This window comes from Flavobacterium hibisci (assembly GCF_020026925.1).
GTDB classification, from domain to species: Bacteria; Bacteroidota; Bacteroidia; order Flavobacteriales; family Flavobacteriaceae; genus Flavobacterium; species Flavobacterium hibisci.
On the sequence record NZ_JAIQDW010000029.1, the window covers coordinates 1 to 24,496 of the forward strand.

The 24,496-nt window shown below is 32.5% G+C and carries 21 protein-coding genes and 2 pseudogenes; 20 read left to right on the forward strand and 3 right to left on the reverse strand.

Annotated elements, in window-relative coordinates; translation table 11 throughout:
• Positions 1–264: 264 nt before the first annotated feature.
• Complete coding sequence (locus K8B81_RS19585) at positions 265–588, reverse strand: hypothetical protein (protein WP_223683236.1); 324 nt, start codon at positions 586–588, stop codon at positions 265–267.
• Positions 589–697: 109 nt separating this feature from the next.
• On the opposite strand from K8B81_RS19585, the gene K8B81_RS19590 reads away from it, so the two are divergent.
• The 5 genes and pseudogenes from K8B81_RS19590 (at position 698) to K8B81_RS21010 (ending at position 4,414) form a co-directional block, all read left to right on the forward strand.
• The gene (locus tag K8B81_RS19590; protein ID WP_223683237.1) at positions 698–934 is read left to right on the forward strand and encodes a helix-turn-helix domain-containing protein; all 237 of its coding nucleotides are present in this window, start codon (positions 698–700) and stop codon (positions 932–934) included.
• A 95-nt stretch (positions 935–1,029) separates the two neighbouring features.
• Positions 1,030–1,161, forward strand: a pseudogene (locus K8B81_RS21105) (PLDc N-terminal domain-containing protein); the annotation flags it as partial.
• A 14-nt stretch (positions 1,162–1,175) separates the two neighbouring features.
• On the forward strand, positions 1,176–1,769 hold the full coding sequence (locus tag K8B81_RS19600) for a class I SAM-dependent DNA methyltransferase (RefSeq protein ID WP_223683238.1): 594 nt from the start codon (positions 1,176–1,178) through the stop codon (positions 1,767–1,769).
• A 145-nt stretch (positions 1,770–1,914) separates the two neighbouring features.
• Positions 1,915–4,176: a TonB-dependent siderophore receptor gene (locus tag K8B81_RS19605; protein WP_223683239.1), complete on the forward strand. Its 2,262-nt coding sequence runs from the start codon at positions 1,915–1,917 to the stop codon at positions 4,174–4,176.
• A gap of 109 nt (positions 4,177–4,285) precedes the next feature.
• Positions 4,286–4,414 (forward strand): hypothetical protein, encoded by a 129-nt coding sequence (locus K8B81_RS21010; protein WP_262902750.1) that lies wholly within the window; start codon positions 4,286–4,288, stop codon positions 4,412–4,414.
• 67 nt (positions 4,415–4,481) lie between these two features.
• Here the strand turns inward: K8B81_RS21010 and K8B81_RS19610 are convergent, their stop codons facing one another.
• Positions 4,482–5,243: a response regulator transcription factor gene (locus K8B81_RS19610; RefSeq protein WP_223683240.1), complete on the reverse strand. Its 762-nt coding sequence runs from the start codon at positions 5,241–5,243 to the stop codon at positions 4,482–4,484.
• A 184-nt stretch (positions 5,244–5,427) separates the two neighbouring features.
• Here K8B81_RS19610 and K8B81_RS19615 point away from each other — a divergent pair, with 184 nt between their 5' ends.
• The 11 genes from K8B81_RS19615 (at position 5,428) to K8B81_RS19665 (ending at position 16,407) form a co-directional block, all read left to right on the forward strand.
• Positions 5,428–5,685, forward strand: coding sequence for a hypothetical protein (locus tag K8B81_RS19615; RefSeq protein WP_223683241.1), 258 nt, complete (start codon positions 5,428–5,430; stop codon positions 5,683–5,685).
• Between the two features lie 100 nt (positions 5,686–5,785).
• The gene (locus tag K8B81_RS19620) at positions 5,786–6,502 is read left to right on the forward strand and encodes a DUF3667 domain-containing protein (protein WP_223683242.1); all 717 of its coding nucleotides are present in this window, start codon (positions 5,786–5,788) and stop codon (positions 6,500–6,502) included.
• Positions 6,503–6,506: 4 nt separating this feature from the next.
• Positions 6,507–6,698: a hypothetical protein gene (locus K8B81_RS19625; RefSeq protein ID WP_223683243.1), complete on the forward strand. Its 192-nt coding sequence runs from the start codon at positions 6,507–6,509 to the stop codon at positions 6,696–6,698.
• A 311-nt stretch (positions 6,699–7,009) separates the two neighbouring features.
• The gene (locus K8B81_RS19630; protein WP_223683244.1) at positions 7,010–8,446 is read left to right on the forward strand and encodes a hypothetical protein; all 1,437 of its coding nucleotides are present in this window, start codon (positions 7,010–7,012) and stop codon (positions 8,444–8,446) included.
• Positions 8,447–8,719: 273 nt separating this feature from the next.
• Positions 8,720–9,154, forward strand: coding sequence for a MarR family winged helix-turn-helix transcriptional regulator (locus K8B81_RS19635; protein ID WP_223683245.1), 435 nt, complete (start codon positions 8,720–8,722; stop codon positions 9,152–9,154).
• Position 9,155: 1 nt separating this feature from the next.
• Complete coding sequence (locus K8B81_RS19640; protein WP_223683246.1) at positions 9,156–10,538, forward strand: serine hydrolase domain-containing protein; 1,383 nt, start codon at positions 9,156–9,158, stop codon at positions 10,536–10,538.
• 260 nt (positions 10,539–10,798) lie between these two features.
• Entirely contained in the window at positions 10,799–11,554 is a 756-nt protein-coding gene (locus K8B81_RS19645; protein WP_223683247.1) for a helix-turn-helix domain-containing protein, read from the forward strand.
• 33 nt (positions 11,555–11,587) lie between these two features.
• Entirely contained in the window at positions 11,588–12,748 is a 1,161-nt protein-coding gene (locus tag K8B81_RS19650; protein ID WP_223683248.1) for an FAD-dependent oxidoreductase, read from the forward strand.
• A 201-nt stretch (positions 12,749–12,949) separates the two neighbouring features.
• The gene (locus K8B81_RS19655; RefSeq protein ID WP_223683249.1) at positions 12,950–13,378 is read left to right on the forward strand and encodes a hypothetical protein; all 429 of its coding nucleotides are present in this window, start codon (positions 12,950–12,952) and stop codon (positions 13,376–13,378) included.
• Positions 13,379–13,480: 102 nt separating this feature from the next.
• Entirely contained in the window at positions 13,481–15,790 is a 2,310-nt protein-coding gene (locus tag K8B81_RS19660) for a type IA DNA topoisomerase (RefSeq protein WP_223683250.1), read from the forward strand.
• A 140-nt stretch (positions 15,791–15,930) separates the two neighbouring features.
• A complete protein-coding gene (locus tag K8B81_RS19665; RefSeq protein WP_223683251.1) occupies positions 15,931–16,407 on the forward strand; it encodes a DUF6265 family protein in 477 nt (158 codons plus the stop codon).
• Between the two features lie 329 nt (positions 16,408–16,736).
• On the opposite strand, the gene K8B81_RS19670 is transcribed toward K8B81_RS19665, so the two are convergent.
• Positions 16,737–17,897 (reverse strand): MFS transporter, encoded by a 1,161-nt coding sequence (locus K8B81_RS19670; RefSeq protein WP_223683252.1) that lies wholly within the window; start codon positions 17,895–17,897, stop codon positions 16,737–16,739.
• Positions 17,898–18,043: 146 nt separating this feature from the next.
• Between K8B81_RS19670 and K8B81_RS19675 the strand changes: the two are divergent.
• The 4 genes and pseudogenes from K8B81_RS19675 to K8B81_RS19690 form a co-directional block, all read left to right on the forward strand.
• Positions 18,044–18,229 (forward strand): annotated as a pseudogene (locus K8B81_RS19675) (PepSY domain-containing protein); the annotation flags it as partial.
• Between the two features lie 213 nt (positions 18,230–18,442).
• Entirely contained in the window at positions 18,443–20,845 is a 2,403-nt protein-coding gene (locus K8B81_RS19680; protein ID WP_223683253.1) for a TonB-dependent receptor, read from the forward strand.
• Positions 20,846–21,228: 383 nt separating this feature from the next.
• The gene (locus K8B81_RS19685) at positions 21,229–21,954 is read left to right on the forward strand and encodes a hypothetical protein (RefSeq protein WP_223683254.1); all 726 of its coding nucleotides are present in this window, start codon (positions 21,229–21,231) and stop codon (positions 21,952–21,954) included.
• A 241-nt stretch (positions 21,955–22,195) separates the two neighbouring features.
• A complete protein-coding gene (locus K8B81_RS19690) occupies positions 22,196–24,466 on the forward strand; it encodes a TonB-dependent siderophore receptor (protein WP_223683255.1) in 2,271 nt (756 codons plus the stop codon).
• Positions 24,467–24,496 lie beyond the last annotated feature (30 nt).

A 24,496-nucleotide genomic window follows, 5' to 3' on the forward strand; every position in this document is an offset into this window, starting at 1 on the left:
AAGGCAGAGGACTAATGCGCAGCTTAGTTCTTAACTAGCAAAGTCTAAAGTTCACCTCTGCTTTCCTTTGAATAAATTTAAAGTTTTTATCAAATCCAAAGTAAAGGCAAATGTCTCTGACTTTGCGTAATTTCTTATGCGTCTTATAAATTACAAACCTGTCAAAAGTCTCCTGACTTTTAGCCTAATTCTTTAAAATCGTTTTTTTTCCTGATAATCACAGCGCAAATTTCTCAGTTACTTTTGTGCGCTTTTATATAAAAATCACACCTGAAGCTTACGCAATTCATCTAACAATTCCATTTCTTCTTCCGGCAATAGCTGTAAGGCAATTTCAAGTAAAGTCATTACATTAATATCCGTATTTACGGTATGGCTTGGCAAACTTGGCGCATCATGATGAAGCAAAAGAATACTTGCTTTTAATAAATCTGAAACCATTAAGTTTAATTGGTTGTAACCGGATACTTTTAGTGATACGTTAAATGAATTATCACTGTTATGATGCGGTTTTAGTTTTTTAAACTTTTTTGCGGCATACATTGATTGAAGAAATTCTGCTACTTGTTCTTTATGTTTTGTTTCCATTATTAAGTTAGAGTTATCTATTGCAAATCAAAAATACAAAAAATCAGTCACATACAACCGAATGTAAACATTCGCTTAAAAACAATCGATTACTTGTAATTTCATTACTATGAAAAGAACAAGAAAAAGTGAAATTCCAGAAGTTGTAAAACAATTGGGAATCAGGATAAAAGAAATAATTCAGGATAATAAATTAAAACAAAGAGAGGTTGCGCATGATGCAGAAATGGATGTAGAAACTTTAAGGAAATACATCAAAGGTACTCAGGAAATGAAAATAAGTACCTTATTTAAAATCGCTAAATCTTTAAAAATAGAACCAAGTGATTTAATTAAAGATTTGTAAAATCTTATTAATTTACTAAAAAGAATAAAAAAATGGATAATTCAGGTTTTGGTTTATTGATAATTTTGGTGTCATAGCATTTTGTATGGCTATTACCAATAATAAGTATTCTCTTCTCACGTAAAACTACTGGTGGAGAAAAATTAGCATGGATTTTGGCTGTACTTTTTATATCATGGTTTGCCTGGATTTTTTATTTGTTACTTGCGCCTATTAAAAAGAAATAAAACATAGTAAACTTTTGACAAACGCAGACTCATACAATAAAATTATTGACAACTGGATTAAAGCCAGAAACAATACTTTTATAAACAAACCCATCATTGATTTTGCTGACCATGTAAATTCAGAAGGAACTATTTTAGACATTGGCTGCGGAACCGGAATGCCAATAGCCAAATATCTTTCTAACCGCAATTTTTCCATAATTGGCATAGATCAATCGGCTAAAATGATTGAAACAGCCCAATCTCAAGGAATTAAAAATACCGTTTTTTATCTCTCCGATTTTTTTGATTTTGAATCAGACGCAAAATTTGACGGAATTATAGCCTGGGATTCTCTTTTTCATTTTCCAAAAGAGCGGCAAGAAGAAATTTACAGCAAAGTCTTTCACTTATTAGCACCTGGAGGTTATTTCCTTTTTACACACGGAAAAGTAGAAGACGAACACATTGATAGCATGTTTGGAGAACCGTTTTATTACAGCTGCCTGTCAAAAGATTTTGTCCTTAACTTAATGAAAGAACTAGGTTTTGAAATACTATTTTCAATTGAAAATTTTGTTGAAGAAAAAGATCAGCGTGACTGGGTTGTACTCGCGAGAAAAAAGTAAAACTTATAAATCAAATGCATACCAACAGCTAACGTATTATAAATCAATATTTCAAGAAAATTATTTTTAATTATTCTAAATAATTTTGTCTTTACCCAATAAGTATCTATTTTTGCTTCGCTATTTTTAATTAATCTGAATAATAATGAAGCATAAAATTTTACTTTCCACAGCAATTCTTTTTTCTGTTGCCACTTTCGCACAAGAGGTAAAAAAAGACACTATCAATTGTTTACATGAAGTTGAAGTCACCTCTAAATCTAAATACAAAAGAGAAAAAAGCACTACAGTATCGAAAATGCCATTAAAAGACATGGAAAATTCGCAGGTAGTGACATCCATTACTGCAGGAATGTTAAAAGATCAGGTAAACATATCTTTTGATGATGCACTTAATAACGCGACTGGCGTTGTAAAACTATGGGAATCAACCGGGCGTGGTTCTGATGGAGGCGGTTATTATGGCACAAGAGGTTTTTCTGTTCAACCGGGATTAAAAAACGGATTGCCAAATGTAGGCAACGGAACTCCGGATCCTGCAAATGTTGAAACAATTGAAGTTATTAAAGGACCATCAGGGGCATTATACGGCGGTGCTTTGACTTCACATGGCGGTTTAATCAACATCAATACAAAACAGCCTTTTGACCGCACGAAAACTGAGGTTGCCTATAGTTTCGGATCCTTCAATACACACCGGGCAACTTTCGATCATAATCAGGTACTGACCAGTGATAACAAAACTGCTTTTCGCATAAACGCTGCTTATACCAATAAAGAAACATTTCAGGATTATGGTTTCTCCAAATCATTTTTTGTAGCCCCTTCCCTATTGTGGACTATCAATGATAAGTTATCATTTTTGGTTAATGCAGAAATTATGAATTCTAAAGGTACAAATCCTACTATGCTTTTTGTGGACAGAGCTTCTCCTGTTCGAGCAAATACAGTAGCAAAAACAGGATATGACCCTAACAGATCTTACACAAGCAATGATTTGACTTTAGAAAATCCGTATTACAATCTACAGGCAACGATGAATTATAAGTTTAATAGTCAATGGTCTTCTAAAACATCATTCTCTAATTATACTTCTTATTCTAAAGGTTACTACACATATTTATTTGAACAGACATCAAGAATTGAGCAAAATTTTTCTTCTGCATTTGGCCCAATTGATGGTGCCATTTATGTCCGCTCGGTAAGTAAGCAAGATGCCTTAAACAGAGGACTTGACGTACAACAGAATTTTTTAGGCGATTTTAAAATCAATGACAATTTAAGCAACAAATTATTAGTAGGTGGTGATTATTATCACGAAAAAATTGTTACCAACAATAGTTCTTATGGAAACCAGGGATTTGTTCACGTAGGTGGCACAAACAATGTTCAGTTTCAGGCTTTACTTCCTTATCTGCATACTGCTTACGGAAGTCCGATGAAATTGAATGCACAAGGAGACGACTCAGGTGATTTGACAGAAAGTGGTGCCGATCAGGTAATTACCGCCCAACCGGAAACGAATGCTACATTAGACAACTACAGTGTTTATATCTCAGATGTTTTCAATATTTCTGACCGATTGTTTATTAATGCTGCAGTACGTTTTGATGTTTACAAATCGAAATACAATACATTTGGAGGGGATAATTTTAACAAAAACTTCTCTAACTGGTCACCAAAATTTGGTTTGGTTTTTCAACCAGTTAAAGAAAGGGTTTCTCTTTTTGCTAATTATCAAAATGGTTTTGGCCGTCCTCAGCAAGTTGCTGATTATAACGCCGGAGTAGCAACAAATTATTTCGCAAAGCCAGAACAGTCTATTCAGTACGAAGGCGGTGTAAAAGTAGATTTCTTTGATGGCAAACTTAGCGGAACTCTGAGTTATTTTGATATTACAGTTAATGACAAAACCATTTTCGTAGGAGACTATACAAACGGATTTATTACACAAGACGGAAAACAGCACAATACAGGCTTTGAAGCACAGTTTTTATTCGTCCCTTTAAAAGGCTGGAACCTTACTGCAGGATACTCTTATATCGAAAGTAAATTACAAGAAGGAAATGCTGATTTTGTTGGTTTACGTCCTGAAGATGCCGGTCCGCGCAACATTGCTAATTTATGGACAAGTTATAAATTTACTGATCATTTTGTAAAAGGGTTAGGCTTTGGCTTTGGAGCCAATTACGGAAGTGAATATGCAACATTAAGCAGAAATATTGCAGGGAAATTTTATTTGCCCGAATATCTAGTATTAGGCGCTACAGCGTTTTATGATGCGAAACATTTCAGACTTGCCGTTAAAGTTGATAACTTAACCAATGAAGAATATTACAAAGGATGGTCTACAATCAACCCGCAAAATCCAAGAAGCGTTTTAGGTTCAGTATCTTTCAATTTTTAATAAATATTATTTTTTGTTTTTTTTACTCCTCATGAAAATGAGGAGTTTTTTGTTTTCATTATAAATGGAACGCATTTAAAATAAAAAAAATATAGCAAAATTAAGTCCTATGAAAATACATAGAAACAACTATTTTGACACTTTTATAAAAGTTGCAGAATATGGTTGTGGAATACACAACGATCATAATGAAAAAACAGTCCTTTTCGGAATGGACAAGATGAATAGTTTTTTTTAAGTCCAAAAAAAATCCAAAAAAGTGAAAACTATAAAATAACAGCAGATAATATAAAAAAGCTAAGAACTCAGATGATTTTATTGTCTATTGCGAATGAAAGCGCTTCTGAAAAATTTTTAACATCAAAACTTTCAAAAATTTTTCTTCTGTAATATTTTATCGTATCAGGAGAAACAAACATTTTTTCGGCAATCTGATTTATTGTTAAACCTTGGGCATACAATCGTAATACCTCAATCTCCTTGTCCTTAAGCTTAGGCTTATGCTTGTAAATCCATGCCTTATTTGATAAGTCAAGTTCCCAGTAATCAGTTGAACCCTCCTTGTTAATAACAGCATTTCCCGATTTTCGTTTATGAGAAATAGATACAATACATAATGATTTCCATACATCTCCTTTTACGTTTAAAAAAAGTGGGGTTAATTTATGGTTGATAAGAATAGGTTTTTCGTATTTCCCCTTTAGGGAAAAATCATACGAAATACTGTATAATTTTCTTTCCTCATTATTTGGCAATTTATCATAAAAATCAAATCCGGCGTTATTAATTACGTTCAATAACATCAAATCCTCTTCCGGAACATTCCTAAAATAAAACTCGTATCCCATTTCTAGTACTTCCTCAGAAGAATAACCACATAAAAACAGAGGGTTATTTGAAACGTATTCAAATTTCATCTTCTCATAATCAATAACGTAAACACTTTGATAAGTAATTTTTGCAAAAGACTTTATTACTTCCAGATAATTGCTGAACTGAAGCGTATCCTCTTTAAATACTTCTTTTATCCTGGCTCTGTTAAGCAATGAATGTTTTTCGTTTTCCATCTGATAAAAGTATTAAAAATTACACAAAAGTGTAAAGTAAAATTTATAATGATTCCTTTCTTTTGTAATTGATTTTAGTTTTTAATTATGAAACTTAAATTCAATATGTAAATTTCCTCCGGAAAATATTTGAGACAATTTATACTATTTTGATTTAAGTTTTCATTCAAAAAATATTAAGATTATGAAGAAAAACATGTATGAAGAACTAACAGACAAACAGTTGCGTAAAAAGAAAACTTTGCTAAAAGGCGCTTCAATTGGTCTTTCAATTGTGTATTTTTTAGCAATAACTATATTGATATATCTTTGGTCTGAAAATAAACTTGAAAATAATTCTATAGGTTCGTTTATACCCGTTTTTATATTACCAATAACGTTTCTGCCCCTTATCATCAATTTTAAACTAATCAACCAAGAAATAAAATCAAGAAATCTATAAGAAATTATTAGCATTGGGTTACTCTTGAAAAATTTTAATATACAGCTATTTTTTTAGAGCCTAAACAAAAAATTATTTCTGTTATCAATTATCAAAATAAATGATTTGCAAAAACTGTAAGAGTGAATTCGATTTTAACTTTTGTCCAGAATGCGGACGACCATCAAAACTGAAAAGAATTGACGGGCATTACATAATTCATGAAATCGAACATGTATTGCATTTTGAACGTGGGATTTTATTTACTATCAAAGAACTTTTTATAAATCCCGGACAAAATATCCGGAATTATATTTTTGAAAATAGAAGCCGTCTGGTGAAACCTGTTATTTTTATAATCCTGACATCATTAATTTATAGTTTTATAAATCATTTTTTTCATATTGAAGATGAGTATATAAAATATCAGGTATTAGAAAAATCCGCATTGTTCAAAATTCTGGGATGGATGCAAAACAATTATGGATATCTGAATATTATGACCAGTACATTCATTGCGATCTGGCTGAAATTATTTTTTAAAAAATATAATTATAATTTTTTTGAATTGCTCGTAATGCTCTGTTTCGTTCAGGGAATATCAATGCTCATTTTTTCTTTTTTCGCTTTCGCTGAAGGAATTTTACACGTAAAATTATTAAACATAGCAGGAATGATTAGTATCGTTTATTTAACCTGGGCAACCGGAAATTTTTTCGAAGAAAAGAAAGCCGCCAATTATGTAAAAGTATTAATGAGCTATCTTCTGGGAATGATAACCTTCTTCATCTTAATATTCGCTCTAGGAATAACAATTGATTTATTAACAAAACACTAAAAAGATGGAAAATAAAAAAGCACCTTCGTTTATAATTGGAATAATAGCAATCATTTTAGGATGGACATTATTTAAACATTTCGATTTTAAAAATCTAAGTTTTCAAAAACCCTGGTTGGATGGGCTGTATATGATAGTTTTTATATTATCAGTTTATATTTTGTCCAAAAACAAAGGAAAAGGAGCAGAAAAATAAATAAAGACTTTCAATGAAGACAATTATAATATCGATTTTTCCTTTATTTACGAGATTTTATTTGTAGTTTATCTTATAACCCTACTGTGTTAAAAAATGTCATTTTATTTTGCCATTACTTTTAAAATTAATAATATAATTCATGAAATGTTTAAATGATTGATTATACGGCCATTTATTTATCCCTGTTTTTACTTACTTTGTACCTAAATATAGCAGGCTTAAGACATTTATTTTAAAGTCAGTTTCCTAATTGGTTAGTTTCAGGTCTTCAAAAGAGATTCGTAATAAATTAACTAAGAAATCCAATTATGAAAACTACCAGAAAAATATTATTTTTATTTACGCTAATTTTATTGTGTGCCTGTAAAAAGGATGCAAAAGAAGAAAAAGCTACTTACACAGCTGTAAAAAATAGCGTCGCTGCTTCCGAATGTTTAGCTCCTGCTAACTGGTTTACAATCGTAAACAACACCCGCCAGACTCCTCCGCCAAATGAAGGGCCAACAAGCGTATTTGCCAACAATGCAACAGTATCTAATTGTGACTTTCATCAATGGTCATGGCAAAAATTTCTTTGGCTTACGAATGAGGTAAATGGGGTTCCATTCTTTATGACTAATATGATTCAGGTGAATGCGGCTGGTCAGAAATTAGATCCAAGTAATGGAATAGTTTTAACAGATACTGCCCAGGCAAGTTCTACTACTGATATTTTAAAAACTCCTGCTGTTCCAAAATCAGCTACAGTTTATTATTCTATATTCATGGATAACCTTCTTTACTCAACCATGCTAAAATATGGCCCTATAGCAAAAAATGACCCATCAAAAATTAAAGAAATGACGTTTCCTGTAGGTTCATTAGAACTAAAAACATCCTGGATTGATGCCAGTATTCTCAAAGATCCTTCTTCTTATTTTGTTACTCAGGGAGTAATTAATGGCGTAAAAACAAAAGTGGCCCTTTTAGGAATGCACGTAGTAGGAGTTGTAGAAAACCATCCAGAATTTGTATGGGCAACATTCGAACATGAAAATCTTGCTCCTGCTTACGTCTGGTCAAAAGCTACACCAACATCCGATGCTCCGGTAACCAGTACAGTTGACTATCCGTTTTTTAATAAAAACAGCACGGCAACAGTTAAGAATATAACTTCAGGAAATGGAATTTATACTGATGTTTTTTCACTTTATAAATATGGTGTACCAATTGAAAAAGCGATGAAAGGTTCTTTTAATGTCCAGCTTTTTATGAAAACAAGTCAAAATGGTTCAGAGAATTTAAATAATATTCGCACTATAAATCAAAGCGTTAAGTCACAGCTGCAGGGAATTTGGAATAATTATTTTTATAATGGCTCAATATGGATTAATACGGCCGGTTATAATACACCACAACAACAGGCGGCGTTACTAAATTCGTTAAGCTATAATCTTTCAAATTCAGAACCCGGAAAATTGACAAGAGGCTCTGTTGCTGCTTACAACATTACTATGGAAACTTATGTTCAGGCAGGATTTTCTCCAACATCCATACATCAGACTTCAGTAAATGACCTTGTTAACTGTTTCTCCTGCCATAACACCTATTACAATACTAACAATGTTTCGCCACTTTATTTTAGCCATGTTTTTACAGGATATGTACAAAATCTGCAGGGTTTAAACAGAAAACAAATCAAACAGGAACATGTTAAGGAAATTGTAAGGGAGTTTAATTTGCGTTTAAAATTAAAAACTCAATAAACCAACTTTTAATTTTAAAAAATCAGAAATTATAAAATGTAAAACCACAGACAAAAGACTGTGGTTTTTTTATGCATATTATTAGTAACTCTATAGCAAAAATCAACCTTTTTTTAATGTTTAATTTCAAATATTTCCGTAAAAAACTAATATTCAATTAATTACAAAGGTAAAATTGCAGTATAAAAAATAAAACGGTTAATCCTTTAAAATAAGTGTCAAATATTTTTTTTAATTGATATATCAATTATATTTGTATCAAATATTTTATTCATGAAAAATAATAAAACCGTAACAGTTCTTTATACTGTTGAACAAACTATAAAAGAATACAGAAAAATAGCACAGAAAAATATAAGCAAGGTAATAAATGATATTACCGTTGATCAATGTTTATTATTGATTTTTCTTAACAATAATCCTAATCTCTCTCAAAAAGAAATTGCCGAATTAATTTTTAAAGACAATGCTTCTGTTACCCGAATAATTGAATTAATGGTAAAAAAAGAGTATTTAATCAGAAATATAAATCCTTTAGACAGAAGGAAGTTTAATCTGGAAATAACTTCTAAAGGAAAGAAAACTATAGCGCTTTTAACACCAATCATAAACAAAAACAGACAAACTGCACTGCAAGGATTATCAAACGATGAAATTGAATTATTAGATAAATTACTAACTAAAATAATCACTAATTGTAAAAAATAGAATGAAAAAAATTAACCCCCTAAAGAAATCATTACAAACTTTTATATTTCTGCTTTTTACATCACTATTTTTTGGGCAAAAGAATGTATCAGCTAATCTGGCAAAATATATGCAGGCGCAAGTTGACATTAATCAATTTAGCGGAACAGTATTAATATCAAAAAACGATACCGTTTTACTTAAGAAAGCTTATGGTTTAGCTGATTACGAATGGAATATCAAAAACACTACAGACACAAAATTCAGTTTGGCTTCTGTAACGAAACAATTTACAGCCGCTGCAATTTTACAACTGGCAGCCAAAAAAAAATTGTCACTTACTGATAAATTAAATAAGTTTTTTCCGGACTTTCCAAAAGGAGATAGTATATCAATTCATATGTTACTTTGCCATATGTCAGGATTACAAATGGATTATGATGAATTATATTTAAGCAAAGTAGCAATAACACAGGAAGAAGTAAAAAAGCATGTTATACTAAAAGATATTATTACGCAGGATGATGCATTAAAGCATATTGAAAAAAAAATACTTTTGTTTTCACCCGGCACTAATACATCTTACAGTAATATAGGCTACTATTTACTTGCTCGTATTATTGAAAAAGTATCAAACAAAACCTATGCTGATTATTTAAAAGTGAACATTTTTGAGAAATGTAAAATGAATAATTCAGGCGTAATCACTAACGATGAATTAATATCTCGTAAAGCAAGAAATTATATCCGGTCAGAAAATAAATATTTGAACAATCCTTATATTAATTGGGAATTTAACATTGGACATGATGGAATTTATTCTACTGTTGAAGATCTGGCTTTATGGGACAAAGCCCTTTATGGAACAGAAATTTTATCAACAGAGATGAAGAAGCTTATGTTTACTTCCTATAATGAACAAAATTGGGGATATGGTTTTATGATTAACCCTTTTTACAACCACGGACATCAGCTAATTGCGCATGATGGCGGTTTTTTTGGAGCAATGACTTCTCTCAATCGATTTACAAATGACAATGTATTTATAACTGTTTTATCGAATAATCAATCATTGTCACATATTATTGCTTATGCGCTATCCGGAATTATATTCCAAAAAGATGTAGAAATTCCGTATAAACATTATCAAACTAAAATAGATACTTCACTATATGACAAATATAAAGGCAAGTACGGCAACAATATCGAAATACTAAAAATTGACGGCAAACTTTATTATAACAGTGTAGAAACAGAACTTATACCGGAATCCAAAACGAAATTTTTCAGAGCAGACAATAATGACAGAACAATTGAATTTATTAAGGAAAAATCAGAAAATTATAACGCTGTAATTATAACAAACGGAGGAGTAAAAGAAATTGTTAGAAGAAGCATTCCTTAAAAAGCACAAACGGATAAATCATTTTTTTTAATAATAGTTAAAGTACCTATCAAAATATACACAGACTTCAGTGTTCACAAAATAACACTGGTTTGAACTAAATGAATTTATAATAAACAACGAATAAAAACTATGCTCACAGAAAAAAGCTGCTGGAAGTAATTCTTGCCGCTTTTTTTATTTATAAAGGTACTAATGAACTTGCATCAATATTTTGTAATAAATTTGACTTTCGTAAACAACGAATACAAACATGAAATATGAACAAAGACTTCTACTACAAAGCTATAGAGCCAGACGAACCACTTCTTGACTTTGTAGAAAACATTGGGATGTTTCATAACAAGTCAGACAAACCCATGGAAGTGGTCTTACTGCCAGACGGAAGGATTGATTTGTTTTTTATGAAATCTGAATCTAATGCATTTCAAATCGCACTTATTGGTCTTGAAAATGTACCTGAACAACAAATTATTCCGGCAAAAACACTTGCTTTTAAAATTAGTTTTAAACCCTTGGGAGTCGAATATCTTTTACAGACTTCTATTGCTGATATTTTAAACAGTGCCAAAATTTTACCCGAAAACTTTTGGGGTATGACCAATGACGATCTGAAAAATTTTGATGCCTTTCACACTAAAATAGCCAGAAAATTAAAAGAACTGTTACCTAAAGAAACAGATGAAAGAAAACGCAAACTTTTTAAAATGGTTTACGCGTCAAACGGTGAAATAAAAATAAAAGAACTTTCAGAAAAAATATCCTGGGGCAGCAGGGAAATCAATCGTTATTTTAACAAGCAATTCGGTCTTTCATTAAACGCCTTCTGCAAAATTTTGCGTTTCAAAGCATCACTAGAACATATTGCAAAGGGAAAACTATTCCCAGAATTAAACTTTACAGATCAAACTCACTTTATAAAAGAAATAAAGAAATTTTCAGGTGTAGTTCCCCGTGAGTTATTAAAAAATAAAGATGACCGATTTATACTATTATCTGTTCTGAAACAGCAATAATTTTGTCCTGTATTAATTTTAAACAGGATAGAAATGCTACTAGAAAATAAAAAAATCGCTATTATTGGCGGCGGTCCCGGCGGACTTACTTTAGCCAGACTTTTACAACTTCAAAATGTAAACGTAAAAGTGTATGAACGGGATGTAAATAAACATTCACGAGTACAGGGCGCACCGCTGGATTTGCATGACGAATCGGGTTTAGCTGCAATTCATAAAGCCGGTTTATTTAATGAGTTCCTAAATAATTTTCTGCCAGGAGCTGATAAAACCCTGATTACAGATGAAAATGCTACCATATTTTTCAGTGATCACGATACCAATCTCGAACAGGATTTTGGCAACAAACATTTTCGTCCTGAAATAGACCGGGGTGCTTTGAGAAAAATTTTACTCGAATCCTTACTGCCACAAACCGTTATCTGGGATAGTCATTTTATTTCAATGCAACCTCAAAACGAAGGCTGGTTACTGCATTTCAAAAACGGAAATTCTGTTTATGCAGATCTTGTGATTGGTTCTGATGGCTCCAATTCTAAAATTCGTCCTTACATTACAGATATCAAACCATTCTATTCAGGCATAACGATGCTTGAAGGCACAATTTATGATTCGGAAAAGTCTGTACCGGTTATTCATAAAATTTTAAATGGCGGGAAAATAATGGCTTTTGGGAACGAAAAAAATATTTTAATAGGTCAAAAAGGAGATGACGCTATTGGATTTTATGCAAGTTTCAGGGCATCTAAAAACTGGGCTGTTAACAACAGTTTGGATTACACTGATAAAACGCAAATTTTAAATTGGTTCAAAAACAGTTATCCAGAATGGAGCAATATCTGGCACGAACTATTCGAAAACGCATCTGTGCCTTTTATCCCAAGACTTATCAATTGTATGCCCTTAGACCAATCCTGGAAAACAATGCCAAATATCACAATTATTGGCGATGCTGCACATGTTATGCCTCCATTTGCCGGAGAAGGCGCTAATATGGCCATGCTTGATGCTTTGGAATTAAGTGAATATTTAACTTCTGATGATTATACTACAATAGTAGAAGCTATTTCTTTTTATGAAATAAACATGCTAAAAAGAGCATCAAAAGCAGCACAGGAATCACTTGAAAATGGGGAAAAAATGCATTCTAAAGATGCCCTGAAAACAATGTTGGAGTTTTTTTGTAATGAGTAAAAAACTTATTCTTACCCTTCATGACCTGGTTACGAAAAATCGGTGATTATTTAAGAAGAAAATTATTTTATGATCATAGTGAAAAAATTCCTATTTTTCGGAAACTTTTTACAATAGAAATATACAATATATCCAAAAAGGAATTTGATATGCAATATTTTCAAAAAGTTAACCCAGGTGTTTAAAAATAAAAAGAAACCCATGAAACTATTCATTTCTACCTTATTACTGCTTTGTAATGTTATTTTGTTTGCACAATCAAATCAATTCACTGGTGATTACACCCGTTCACTTAGCGAAGAAGGAAAGCATACAATCGAATATAAATTGACTTTAAATCAGGATGGAACATTTGTATTTTATTCCTATTCAAAAATGCAAAATGGAACACCACCAGAAGTAAACAAATACGGAAAAGGAAAATGGAGCGTAAAAGATAACCTTATTTCTTTTACAGCAAACAAACCAGAAGATTTCGATGATAAATATACTTTAGATTTTAATACTTCAACAGCACGATTTATGACTAAAAACCCAAGAGATAAAAGCGATAGGGTCGTTAAAACTAAACTTCAGTTTTTAAAATCTGAAGTTTCCTGGATGCAAAGAATTGATCTTTTTAAAGTATAATTCCGCTTGCCTATTTTACCGCAGCCGATGCAGATAGTATCTCAAAACCTTAGTAGCTTTTTTGTAAAAAATCCTTAATTTCGCTTTCCAATAAAAGAGAAAATGAAGGTCTGTATTGCTGAGAAACCTAGTGTAGCACGAGAAATTGCCTCCGTTCTGGGAGCCAACAATAAACATGATGGCTATTACGAAGGTAACGGTTACGCTGTGACTTACACTTTTGGACATTTATGCACCTTAAAAGAACCCAATGATTACAAGCCTCACTGGAAAAGCTGGGATCTGAATAACCTGCCCATGCTTCCTGAAAAATTCGAAACTAAAGTAGTTCAGAATTCAGGGATCGAAAAGCAGTTTAAAATCATAAAAAGTTTATTCGACAAAGCCGAAGTGGTCATCAACTGCGGGGATGCCGGACAGGAAGGAGAACTCATTCAGCGCTGGGTGATGAACGAAGCGCACTACAAAGGTGAGGTACAGCGTTTGTGGATATCGTCCCTAACTACCGAAGCCATAAAAGAAGGTTTTGAAAACCTAAAACCTTCATCTAATTACGATAATTTATTCTACGCCGGATTTTCCAGAGCCATTGGTGACTGGTTGTTAGGTATGAATGCCACACGTTTGTACACCGTAAAACATGGCGGATACAAACAAGTCTTGTCCATTGGGCGTGTACAGACACCAACTTTAGCAATGGTGGTTGACAGATTTAAGGAAATCGAAAACTTCAGGCCTCAGCCCTATTGGGAATTGCAGACTTTATACCGTGAAACGCTTTTTAGTTATGAAGAAGGACGTTTCCTGAAAAAAGAAGACGGAGAAATTCTGGCAGAAAAAGTCAAAGAAAGCGAATTCGAAATTGTTTCTGTTGATAAAAAGAACGGAAATGAATATGCGCCGAAACTATTTGACCTAACAGGTTTACAGGTTTATTGCAATCAAAAGTTTGGGTTTTCGGCAGAAGAAACGCTTAAAATCGCGCAAACTTTATATGAGCAGAAAGTAATCACCTACCCCAGAGTTGATACCACTTTTTTACCCGGTGATATTTATCCGAAAGTACCCGGAATTCTGCAAAAGCTAACCCGTTATGCGGAAATGACTCAGCCTGTTTTAGAAAAGAAAATCAAGAAATCGCCAAAGGTCTTCAACGATAAAAAAGTAACAGATCACCATGCGATTATCCCAACCGGAATCGAGATCAATCTGCCCTATAACCAGCAGCAGGTTTATGATATTATTACAAAACGTTTTATTGCTGTTTTTTATGATGATTGTGTGGTTGCTAATACAACCGTTATCGGAAAAGCAGCAGATGTAACCTTTAAGGCAACAGGAAAACAGATTCTCAAAAAAGGTTTTCGGGTAGTTTTTGAAGATCCGAACGCTAAAGAAAAAGAACCCGATTTACTGCCGAATTTTGTTGTGGGTGAAAAAGGACCGCATGAACCCTCATTCCTGCAAAAAGAAACCAAACCGCCCAATCAGTTTACAGAAGCAACTTTATTACGTGCCATGGAAACGGCCGGAAAACAAGTGGATGACGAAGATTTGCGTGAGTTAATGAAAGAAAACGGTATCGGTCGACCATCAACACGTGCGAATATTATCGAAACGCTTTTCAAACGTCAGTATATCGTTCGAAACAAAAAACAGGTATTACCAACACCAACCGGAATCCAGCTTATTGAAACGATTCAGAATGAACTAATCAAATCGGCCGAATTGACTGGTTCCTGGGAAAAGCAGCTTAAAGACATTGAAAGGGGAACTTTTACAGCAGGAGCTTTTATTAAGAACATGAAACGCATGGTAGAAGCTTTGGTAAACGAAGTCAGGAGCGAAACCAGACATGCTAATATTTCGCATGCGGCAACAATTCAGTTACCTGTTGTTAAAGCCGAAAAAGAAAAAAAGAAAGCTTCCGGAATTGCAGCAGAAACTTGCCCAAAATGCCAAAAGGGAACTATTATAAAAGGAAAGACAGCTTTTGGATGCAGTGAATACAAATCGGGTTGCGACTTTGTACTGCCTTTTGTTTTTCATGATAAAAAAATTACGGAAAGTCAATATATACGATTGGTTCAAAAAGGTTCAACTGTCAACATAAAAGGCTTTAAATTAGAAGCTGAAATAGTCGAAGGTTTAATTCGTTTTGAAGAAAATTATAAACTGAAACTAGAACCAAAGAAAACTAATAAAAAAACGGAACCAAAAGAAAATTCGGATTCCTTAGCCTGTCCAAAATGTAAAAAAGGAACAATTTTAAAAGGCAAAACCGCTTATGGCTGCGCAGAATATAAATCGGGTTGTGATTTTAAAGTAACTTTTGATGAAGTGAGAGCAAAACTAAAAGATCAAAAACCAACAAAGGAATTAGTTTATTCTATTTTATGTGGCAAAAAGTAAAAAGTAAAATGTTAGATGTTAAAGAATAAACATTTCACATTTCACATTTCACATTTCACATTTCACATTTCACATTTCACAAATAAACAATTCTTTTTCATACTTTAGTAACGCAATATTAATACTAAAAACTTCCAGATATGTTTCAGAAAATTACTCTTATCGCACTTATAATAACTTTCGTTTCCTGCCAGAAGAAAGAAAGCATCGAAAAAGACAAAATCAAGAAAGCTGACTGGCTTATCGGAAACTGGGAAAACAAAAATCCGGATGGAATTTTAACCGAAAACTGGGAAAAATTAAACGATAGTACTTTTTCGGCTACTTCTTATTTTATTAAAGGAAAAGATACTTTGCATTTTGAAAGTATTATTTTGGCTCAATTAGGTGAAACACTTACTTATAAAGCAACTGTAAAAGGTCAAAATGAAGACAAACCGGTCTTTTTCACTTCTACTTTGGAATCAGACAAACAATTGGTTTTCGAAAATCTGAAACACGATTATCCTCAAAAAATTACTTATACAAAAGGTACTAATAACACTTTGACTGCTGAGATTTTAGGAAAGTTGAATGGAAAAGTTAGTTCGGAGAAATTTGTTATGACCAAGAAATAATTTAGGTTAATAATAACTTCATTCATATTGAAAAAGTTCCTTTAATAAAAACTATTATTGGAAATTTATTATTTCCAAGCTTTTACAAACAATCAAAATGAAGCCATAAAAATAGCATCAATGTTTGAAGAAGCTTACAAAATAGAGGGTGTCAAAAATTTTTAAATCTGTTAACTTTAAAAACGTATCGTTCCTACGGAACTTTAAATCTGTTGCGTTATATTTCCCCAACGAATTAAAATCTGTTGCTACAATATATTTTCATTCCTACGGAATTTTTAAACCTTCTAATTTTTTTTTAGAAAAAAAACTCTTAAAAGCTTAGAAAATCACTCATTCTCCCCTATCTTGTTCACCATAAAAATCATCAGAATACCCAAAAGCGCCATAATTAAAAACGCCCATTTCATGCTTAAATATTCAGATATAAAACCCACCATTGGCGGAACCAGTAAGAAGCCAAGATAACCAATTGTAGATATAGAAGTTATGGCCGTACCACTGTTTAATTTTGATGACCTTCCTGCTATACTAAAAACAAGAGGTACTACACAAGAAACCCCAAAACCAATCAAAACATAACCAAAGATGGTTGGATAAGGATAAGGAAGGATAAAACAAATGGCAAAACCTGCCGTGATTAATATACCACTGTAAAGCAGAATTTTTTTAATCCCAAATTTCGTTACACCGTAATCTCCAAATATTCGTCCTAAAGTCACCGCTGTTGCAAAAAATACAAATGCTGCACTGGTTAATTTTGGGGATGTTTTCAATATATTTTCAAAATAAATACCGCTCCAGTCGTACATGGTGTTTTCGCAAGCCATTGAAACGAAACAAATTACAGCAAATTTTATCAGATTTTTTTCCGGCATTGCAAAAAACTTCTTCTTAACAGGAACCGGCTCATTATGAATACTTAGCGGATAAAAACAAGCCGTAAGCGCGAGCATAAAAACACTTACGCCTAGTAAATGATGTGAAGGTGCAATATGCTGTGTAACCATAACATACCCTAAGCCTGCTCCCGAAAAAACGGCAATACTCCAAACCGCATGAAAACGGGTAATAATTGATTTTGGATATAATTTCTGCACCTCAAGCGATTGTGCGTTAATTGATAGATTAAAAATATTACGTGAAGCCCCGAATATTAAAAGTACAATAACCAATTGCCATACAAAAGCCACTAAGCCCGGTAAAGACAATACAATATTAAACATGATAGCTCCTAAAAGCATGATATACCGACTGCTGTGTTTGTTTAATAATTTTCCGGTAAAAGGCATTGTTAGCATTAAACCAATCGGAAATGCAAACAAAACAGCTCCAAACTGAGCTTCAGATAAATGCAGTTGCGACTGAATGTGCGGAATTCTTGATACCCATGAAGAATATCCAAAACCTGAAAGGAAAAAAAAGACAGTATTGGCTATACGATAGCCCCGCGGAGTATTTTGTATGTTTTTAAAGAAAGGTAAAATCATGAAATCATTTTTCAGACTGCAAAATTAAGTTATTTTAAACCAACATCACTCTTTTTATCCTTTCTTAAAAAAGAATTGTACATATATTAAGATAAATACTTAAATTCAAAACCTTACGAGTTTATATAATCAAACTATAACAATATGAAGATAAAAGCAATGGTGAGAAATTCCGATTCATCAATTATGATTTACACGTAGGCAGCATTTTAGGATTTCCCGGAAAAGTATTAGCTTTTATTGCCAGTCTTGTATCAGCAAGTTTGCTTGTCACAGGTTTTTTAATCTGGTGGGGAAGAAAGAACAAAAAAGCAAAAAAAATAATATTATAAAGTATGGTCTTCAAAATCTGAAAGCCATTTTTTTTTATAACTAAAAATTTGTTTTTTAAGTAAAAATTCACTTTGATCTGAACTTCTAATCTTAGGGTGTTTTTCTTATAAAAAAAGAGCTTAAGACAACTATTTATAGGGGTATGAGTCAATAATTTACTTTTGTATTATTAAATTTTTAGATTTGCAATAATACCAATAATACCAAAGAAAATGAACCATCTTAACCCAAGAATAGTGCATCTTATAATTTGCATATTCTTAATTTCAACTACCAACTCTCTTTCACAAAGCAATGGAAAATTAAAAGGAATTATAATTACATCTGACGGCGAGCCAGCAGCTGGAATAAATGTCATTCTTAAAAATACAAAATATGGTACTTTTACTAATAACGATGGCTTTTTTGAATTTAACAAACTAAAGGCAAATATTTACACATTACAAGTATCTTTGACTGGATATGAAACTCTAGAACAGGAAATAACTGTTTCAGAAAATAAAACAGCTACTCTTAATTTGCAATTGAAAGTTTCGAATAAGGAACTAAAGGAAGTAACCATATATAGTAATGGGGCAAAAGTTTTCCCAAAGCAAAGTAATTTTGTTTCAAAAATGCCTCTTAAAAACATTGAAAATCCACAAGTTTACAATGTCGTAACAGCTGATTTACTAAAAGAACAAGCCATAACTAATTTCGAGGATGCAATGAAAAATGTTCCCGGAATTCAAAAACTGTGGGAGTCCACAGGTAGTGCCGGAAATGGCGGATCTTTTTATTCATTGCGAGGGTTTCAACTACAAGCAAATCTTGTAAATGGATTACCTGGATTAACAAATGGTACTTTAGACCCTGCTAATATTGAAAGAATCGAAGTTATAAAAGGGCCGTCGGGAACTTTGTTTGGAAGCAGTCTTATTAGCTACGGCGGACTTATCAATACAGTAACAAAAACACCTTTTTCCGGTTTTGCTGCAGAAGTATCTTATCTGACAGGAAGTTTCGGGCTTAACAGGGTTGCTGCTGATGTTAATACTGCTGTGGATGACTCTGATAATGTTTTACTCAGAGTTAATGCCGCCTATCAAACAGAAAACAGTTTTCAGGATGCCGGTTTCCGTACTTCCTATTTTTTAGCTCCTGTCCTGTCTTATAAGGTTAATGAAAAATTATCTTTCCTGATTAATACCGAATTTATGCAGGAAGAAAAAACAACTCCTGCAATGTTATTTTTAGGAAGAAGCAAATACTTGCAATTTGCCAATATCGAAGAATTAAATTATAACACAAAGTTATCTTTTACCAACAATGATTTGTCTGTAAAAAACCCTAAATACAATTTGCAGGCCCAGATGAATTATAAAATATCGGAACAATGGACTTCACAAACAGTACTATCAAAAAGTTCGACAAAATCTAAAGGATATTACTCTTATCTTTCCGATAATGAAGATGGACAGGGAGATTTCTCTATCTACATTACAAAAGAGAATTCTTTCACGACCACAACTGATATTCAGCAAAATTTTACAGGCGATTTCAAAATTGGAAAAATGCGCAATAGAATTGTAATCGGACTTGATTATTTTCAAAAAAATTTAATGTACGGAGGCACGGGATGGAATGGCGTTTACAAAGTTACTCCCCAGGGAGAAATCAGACAATATGATGATAACAATCCATATTATCTAACTAGTTCATCTGTAGATAAATTACTATCAACTACCGGAACCAGCAATGATAATTTAAGAAACAGTGCGTATAGCATTTATGCTTCTGATGTAATTAATATAACCTCTAAATTGATTGCAATGGCAAGTTTGCGTATAGATTATTTTGATAATGAAGCTAACATTACTAACGACAAAGATGATTATAATCAAACGGCATTATCTCCAAAATTTGGATTAGTATATCAGCCAATTGAAGACAAGTTAGCCTTATTTGCCAATTACATGAATGGTTTCAAAAATGTCGCGCCAAACAATAACCCATCTGATCCTCAGACTTTTGAACCAGAGCACGCTAATCAGTTAGAATTTGGTATAAAAGCAAATCTTTTAGCAGATAAATTACATGCAACTGTAAGTTATTATGATATAAATGTTGCGAATCTGGTAACAAGTAATTTCAATTATAGTGTTCAGGGAGGAGAAGCCCGAAGCAAAGGATTTGAATTTGATTTGAATGCGTCACCAGCGAAAGGGTTGAATGTAATTGCAGGATATAGCTATAACGATAGTAAAGTTACGAAAGGGGACACAGATAATGTTTGGCTGGAAGAAGGTAAAAGACCAACCTATTCAGGACCTGAAAACTTACTAAACCTTTGGGCAACCTATAAATTTAACTCTGGAACCCTGAGAGATTTTGGTTTAGGTTTTGGAGGAAATTATGCGAGTGAAAATGCAATCGTAAATAGTGATATACTCGGTAAATTTATACTCCCATCCTATACTGTTATAAACGGATCTGTTTTTTACGCAACAAACAAATTGAGAGTAGCTCTAAACCTAAATAATATTGCCAACAAAGAATATTTTAATGGTGGATGGGGTACTGTAAATCCTCAAAAACCAAGAAATCTTGTGGCTAGTTTTAGCTATAAACTCTAAAAAACATCTGATTAATTCAAAAGGGAGCTAATTTTAAAATCAGCTCCCTTTAATTTTTAATCTAAAGTGATGAAAACTTTTTTTCTGCTACAGTTTATAAAAACAATTTATCTATTGCATAATTTAAGGATTTTCATCTTCTGCTATTACTCAAATGTCAATGAATTCATTGCTTTTTTTTCAGCTATTCATCGATAACGGCTCACAAACCAAATAATGTTTTGAATTTAGCGAATGTTCACCACATAACATGATGGCATTTTAGAATTATTCAGAAGATTCTAAAAGTTAAATGACTAAAAACACAAATTATTGTTTTTAATTATTCTAAATAAATATTAAGTTTGTGAAATATAAATTTTCCAACATAAACAGATTGTACTATGAAATCAAATTCAATTAAAAAATTAACTCTCTTATTGCTGATGCTTATAGCAACACCTTCCCTATTTGCTCATGCTTTATGGATCGAAACAAAAGCTATTGGTACAAAAGGCAAAGCTCAGGAAATATCTATCTATTTTGGAGAATTCGCAGATAACGATATTACTAAAGCAGACAAATGGTTTTCAGATTTAAAAGACTTTACTTTAGTTTTAGTTTCACCTTCAAAAAAAGAAACAAAATTAACTTCTAAAGCATTGGATAATAAATATCAGGCATTTTTCACTCCTGATGAAGACGGGGTTTACACCATTGTAATGCACCATAAAGTAAAAGATGTTTACGGAACTATGGTTTTAGATTATAACTCAAGTGCTACAGTTGTAGTAGGAAACAAAACTTCAGGTAATTATGCTACAGCAAATAATAATATAATTGGACTATTTAGTGAAAATGCTGATATAGCTAAGAAAAATGCTAACATCAACGTATTTGCTTTGTACGAAGGTGCATCTGCCAAAAAGCAAAAAGTAAAAGTGATTGCCCCAAATGGCTGGGAAAAAGAATTATGGACAAATGATAAAGGAGAAATCTCTTTTACGCCAATCTGGTCTGGAAATTACATGGTAGAATTTGCTTATACTGAAAAAACGACCGGTGAACACAACGGAAAAAAATACGATGAAATCTGGAAAATGGCAACTTATTTAATTGCCGTAAAATAAATTTAAAATTTAATTGTATTAAGCCTTTTTCAATCCCGAAAAGGGCTTTTTTTGTTTAAACATTATTATTACATAAAATTTTACTTACATTATTTTAAAAATATCCTAAAAAAAACTTAGTAAATAATTAACAAACAGATAGTTGTAAAATTAAAAATAATTAATCTAAATAAACTTTTAAATAATAAACTTACCTTCTATATTTGCAAAAAATTATTTTAAATTATTCTAAATAAACACCATGAAATATATTTTACTTTTCAGTTTATCATTTCTAAGTTTTGCTGCTTATAGTCAGGATTATTCAAATAACGATACTGCATCTGCTATTAATGATACTGTAAAAAACAAAAAGGGTGAAGTTCTCAATGAAGTTAAGATTACTGCAAATAAACCTAAAAAACCAATTTCTGCAGCTCGCTCAGGAATTAAGGTAATGGATTTACCACAAAGTGTTCAGATTGTTGGAAGTGAAGTTATCGAACAACAGCAGGCTATTCGTTTAAGTGACGTTATAAAAAATGCTAATGGCGTTTATGTAGGTTCAGCCCGTGGTGGTGCACAGGAATCTTTTTGGTCAAGAGGTTATACGATGGATACCAATAATATGTTTAAAAATGGATTTCGCTACAATACAGGATCTATTCCTGATGTATCAGGTTTAGAAAGAGTAGAATTTTTAAAAGGGGGATCAGCATTATTATTTGGAAATGTTACACCAGGAGGAATCTTAAACTTAGTTACCAAGACACCAAAATTTACAGAAGGCGGTGAATTATCCATGCAAATGGGAAGTTATGCTTTTTACAAACCATCGATCGATTTTTACGGTCCCTTAAATAAATCAATCGCTTATCGTATTAATGCTTCTTACGAAAATTCGGAAAGCTTTAGGGATTATGTGAAAAACGACCGTATTTATTTTAATCCTTCGCTCTTATTCAATCTTACGGAAAAAACTCACATTACATTACAAGGAGATTACCTAAGTGCCGACTGGACTCCTGATTTTGGAACCGGAATTGTTGGAAAAGAAATTTTAGATTTACCACGCAATCAGTTTTTCGGAGCACTTTGGTCAACCGGAAATACGAAGTCTTCAAGTGTGTCATTAATTCTTAATCACAGCTTTAATGATAATTGGAAATTAGGTTTTAATTCTTCTTTTCAGTCATATAGACGAACTCAGACATCAACAGCACAATTGTCTAATTTAGTCTATTCTACAAATAGTTCAACTGGTGAAAAAGAAGTTCTGTGGAAAAGAGGTTTAACAAAAGCTGATGCCGGAGAAAATATATTTGGAGACCAATTGAATCTTCAGGGAATCTTGAATACCGGAATAATTAAACATCAAATATTTACCGGGGTTGACTATGAATATTCTACAGCTCCAAATTATACTTTTGGTTTTTATGATCCTGCAAAACCTGCTGATCTTGTAACAACAGAGGCAAAAGCCATAAATATATTAAACTATGACTACAGCACACAAAGCCTTAACGTTCCTTACAGCAACAGAATAACTCAATTAGCTACAACAGACACGAAACGTTTTGGCGCATTTGCACAAGATTTAATTTCGATTACAGACCATATAAAATTTTTAGGAGGAATCCGTTGGTCATGGCAGGAAAGTCAGGTTAGTACAACAAAAGTTGCAACTCCAACAACTGCAGCAAAAGTCTTAAACAGAGCTTTTTCTCCAAAAGCTGGATTGGTTGTTCAGCCTAATAAAGATATGTCAATCTTTGCCAGCTACTCTAATTCATTTACACCTAATACAGGAACAACTGTTGATTTAAAACCACTAAATCCATCTATAATTGATCAGTACGAAGCAGGTATCAAAAAAGATTTCTGGAAAGGAGATTTAAGTACCAACGTAACAGTTTATATGATTGAAAACAACAATTTGGCACAAACCGCACAATATCAAGCTGATGGTGTTTCTGAAAACGTAAATACTAATTTAAAAGAATTAGTTGGAGCTACAAAAGGAAAAGGTATTGAAATAGATGTTACCGCAAGACCTGTAGAAGGTTTAAACATTATGGCCGGATATAGTTTTAATGAAACTAAAGTTTCAAAATCATCTGGAACAAGCGGAAGTTTAGTTGTTGGTGATATCTTAGCAAGAACACCAAGACATACTGCAAATTTGAGTTTTTTCTACAAAATACCTGAAGGAATATTAAAAGGATTTTCTTTTGGTGCAATTGGAAACTATATTGGAGACCGTACCGGAGGCTGGAATGACGATTACTTATGGACAGAAAACAAACCTTCAACTAATCCAAAAACATATACAATTACTATCAGAGATCGTGACATTCCATTAAAAGGTTACGCTACGATTGACGCATCTGTAGGCTACGAATGGAAAAAAGTATCTCTTTTATGTAAATTATCTAATCTAACAGATGAGTTAAACTATACCGTACACGAAAATTATAGCACAAACCCAATTGCTCCTCGTCAGGTAATGGTGAGCTTAAAATACAAACTATAGCCTAAAATCAGGTTTTAACTTTACTAAAAC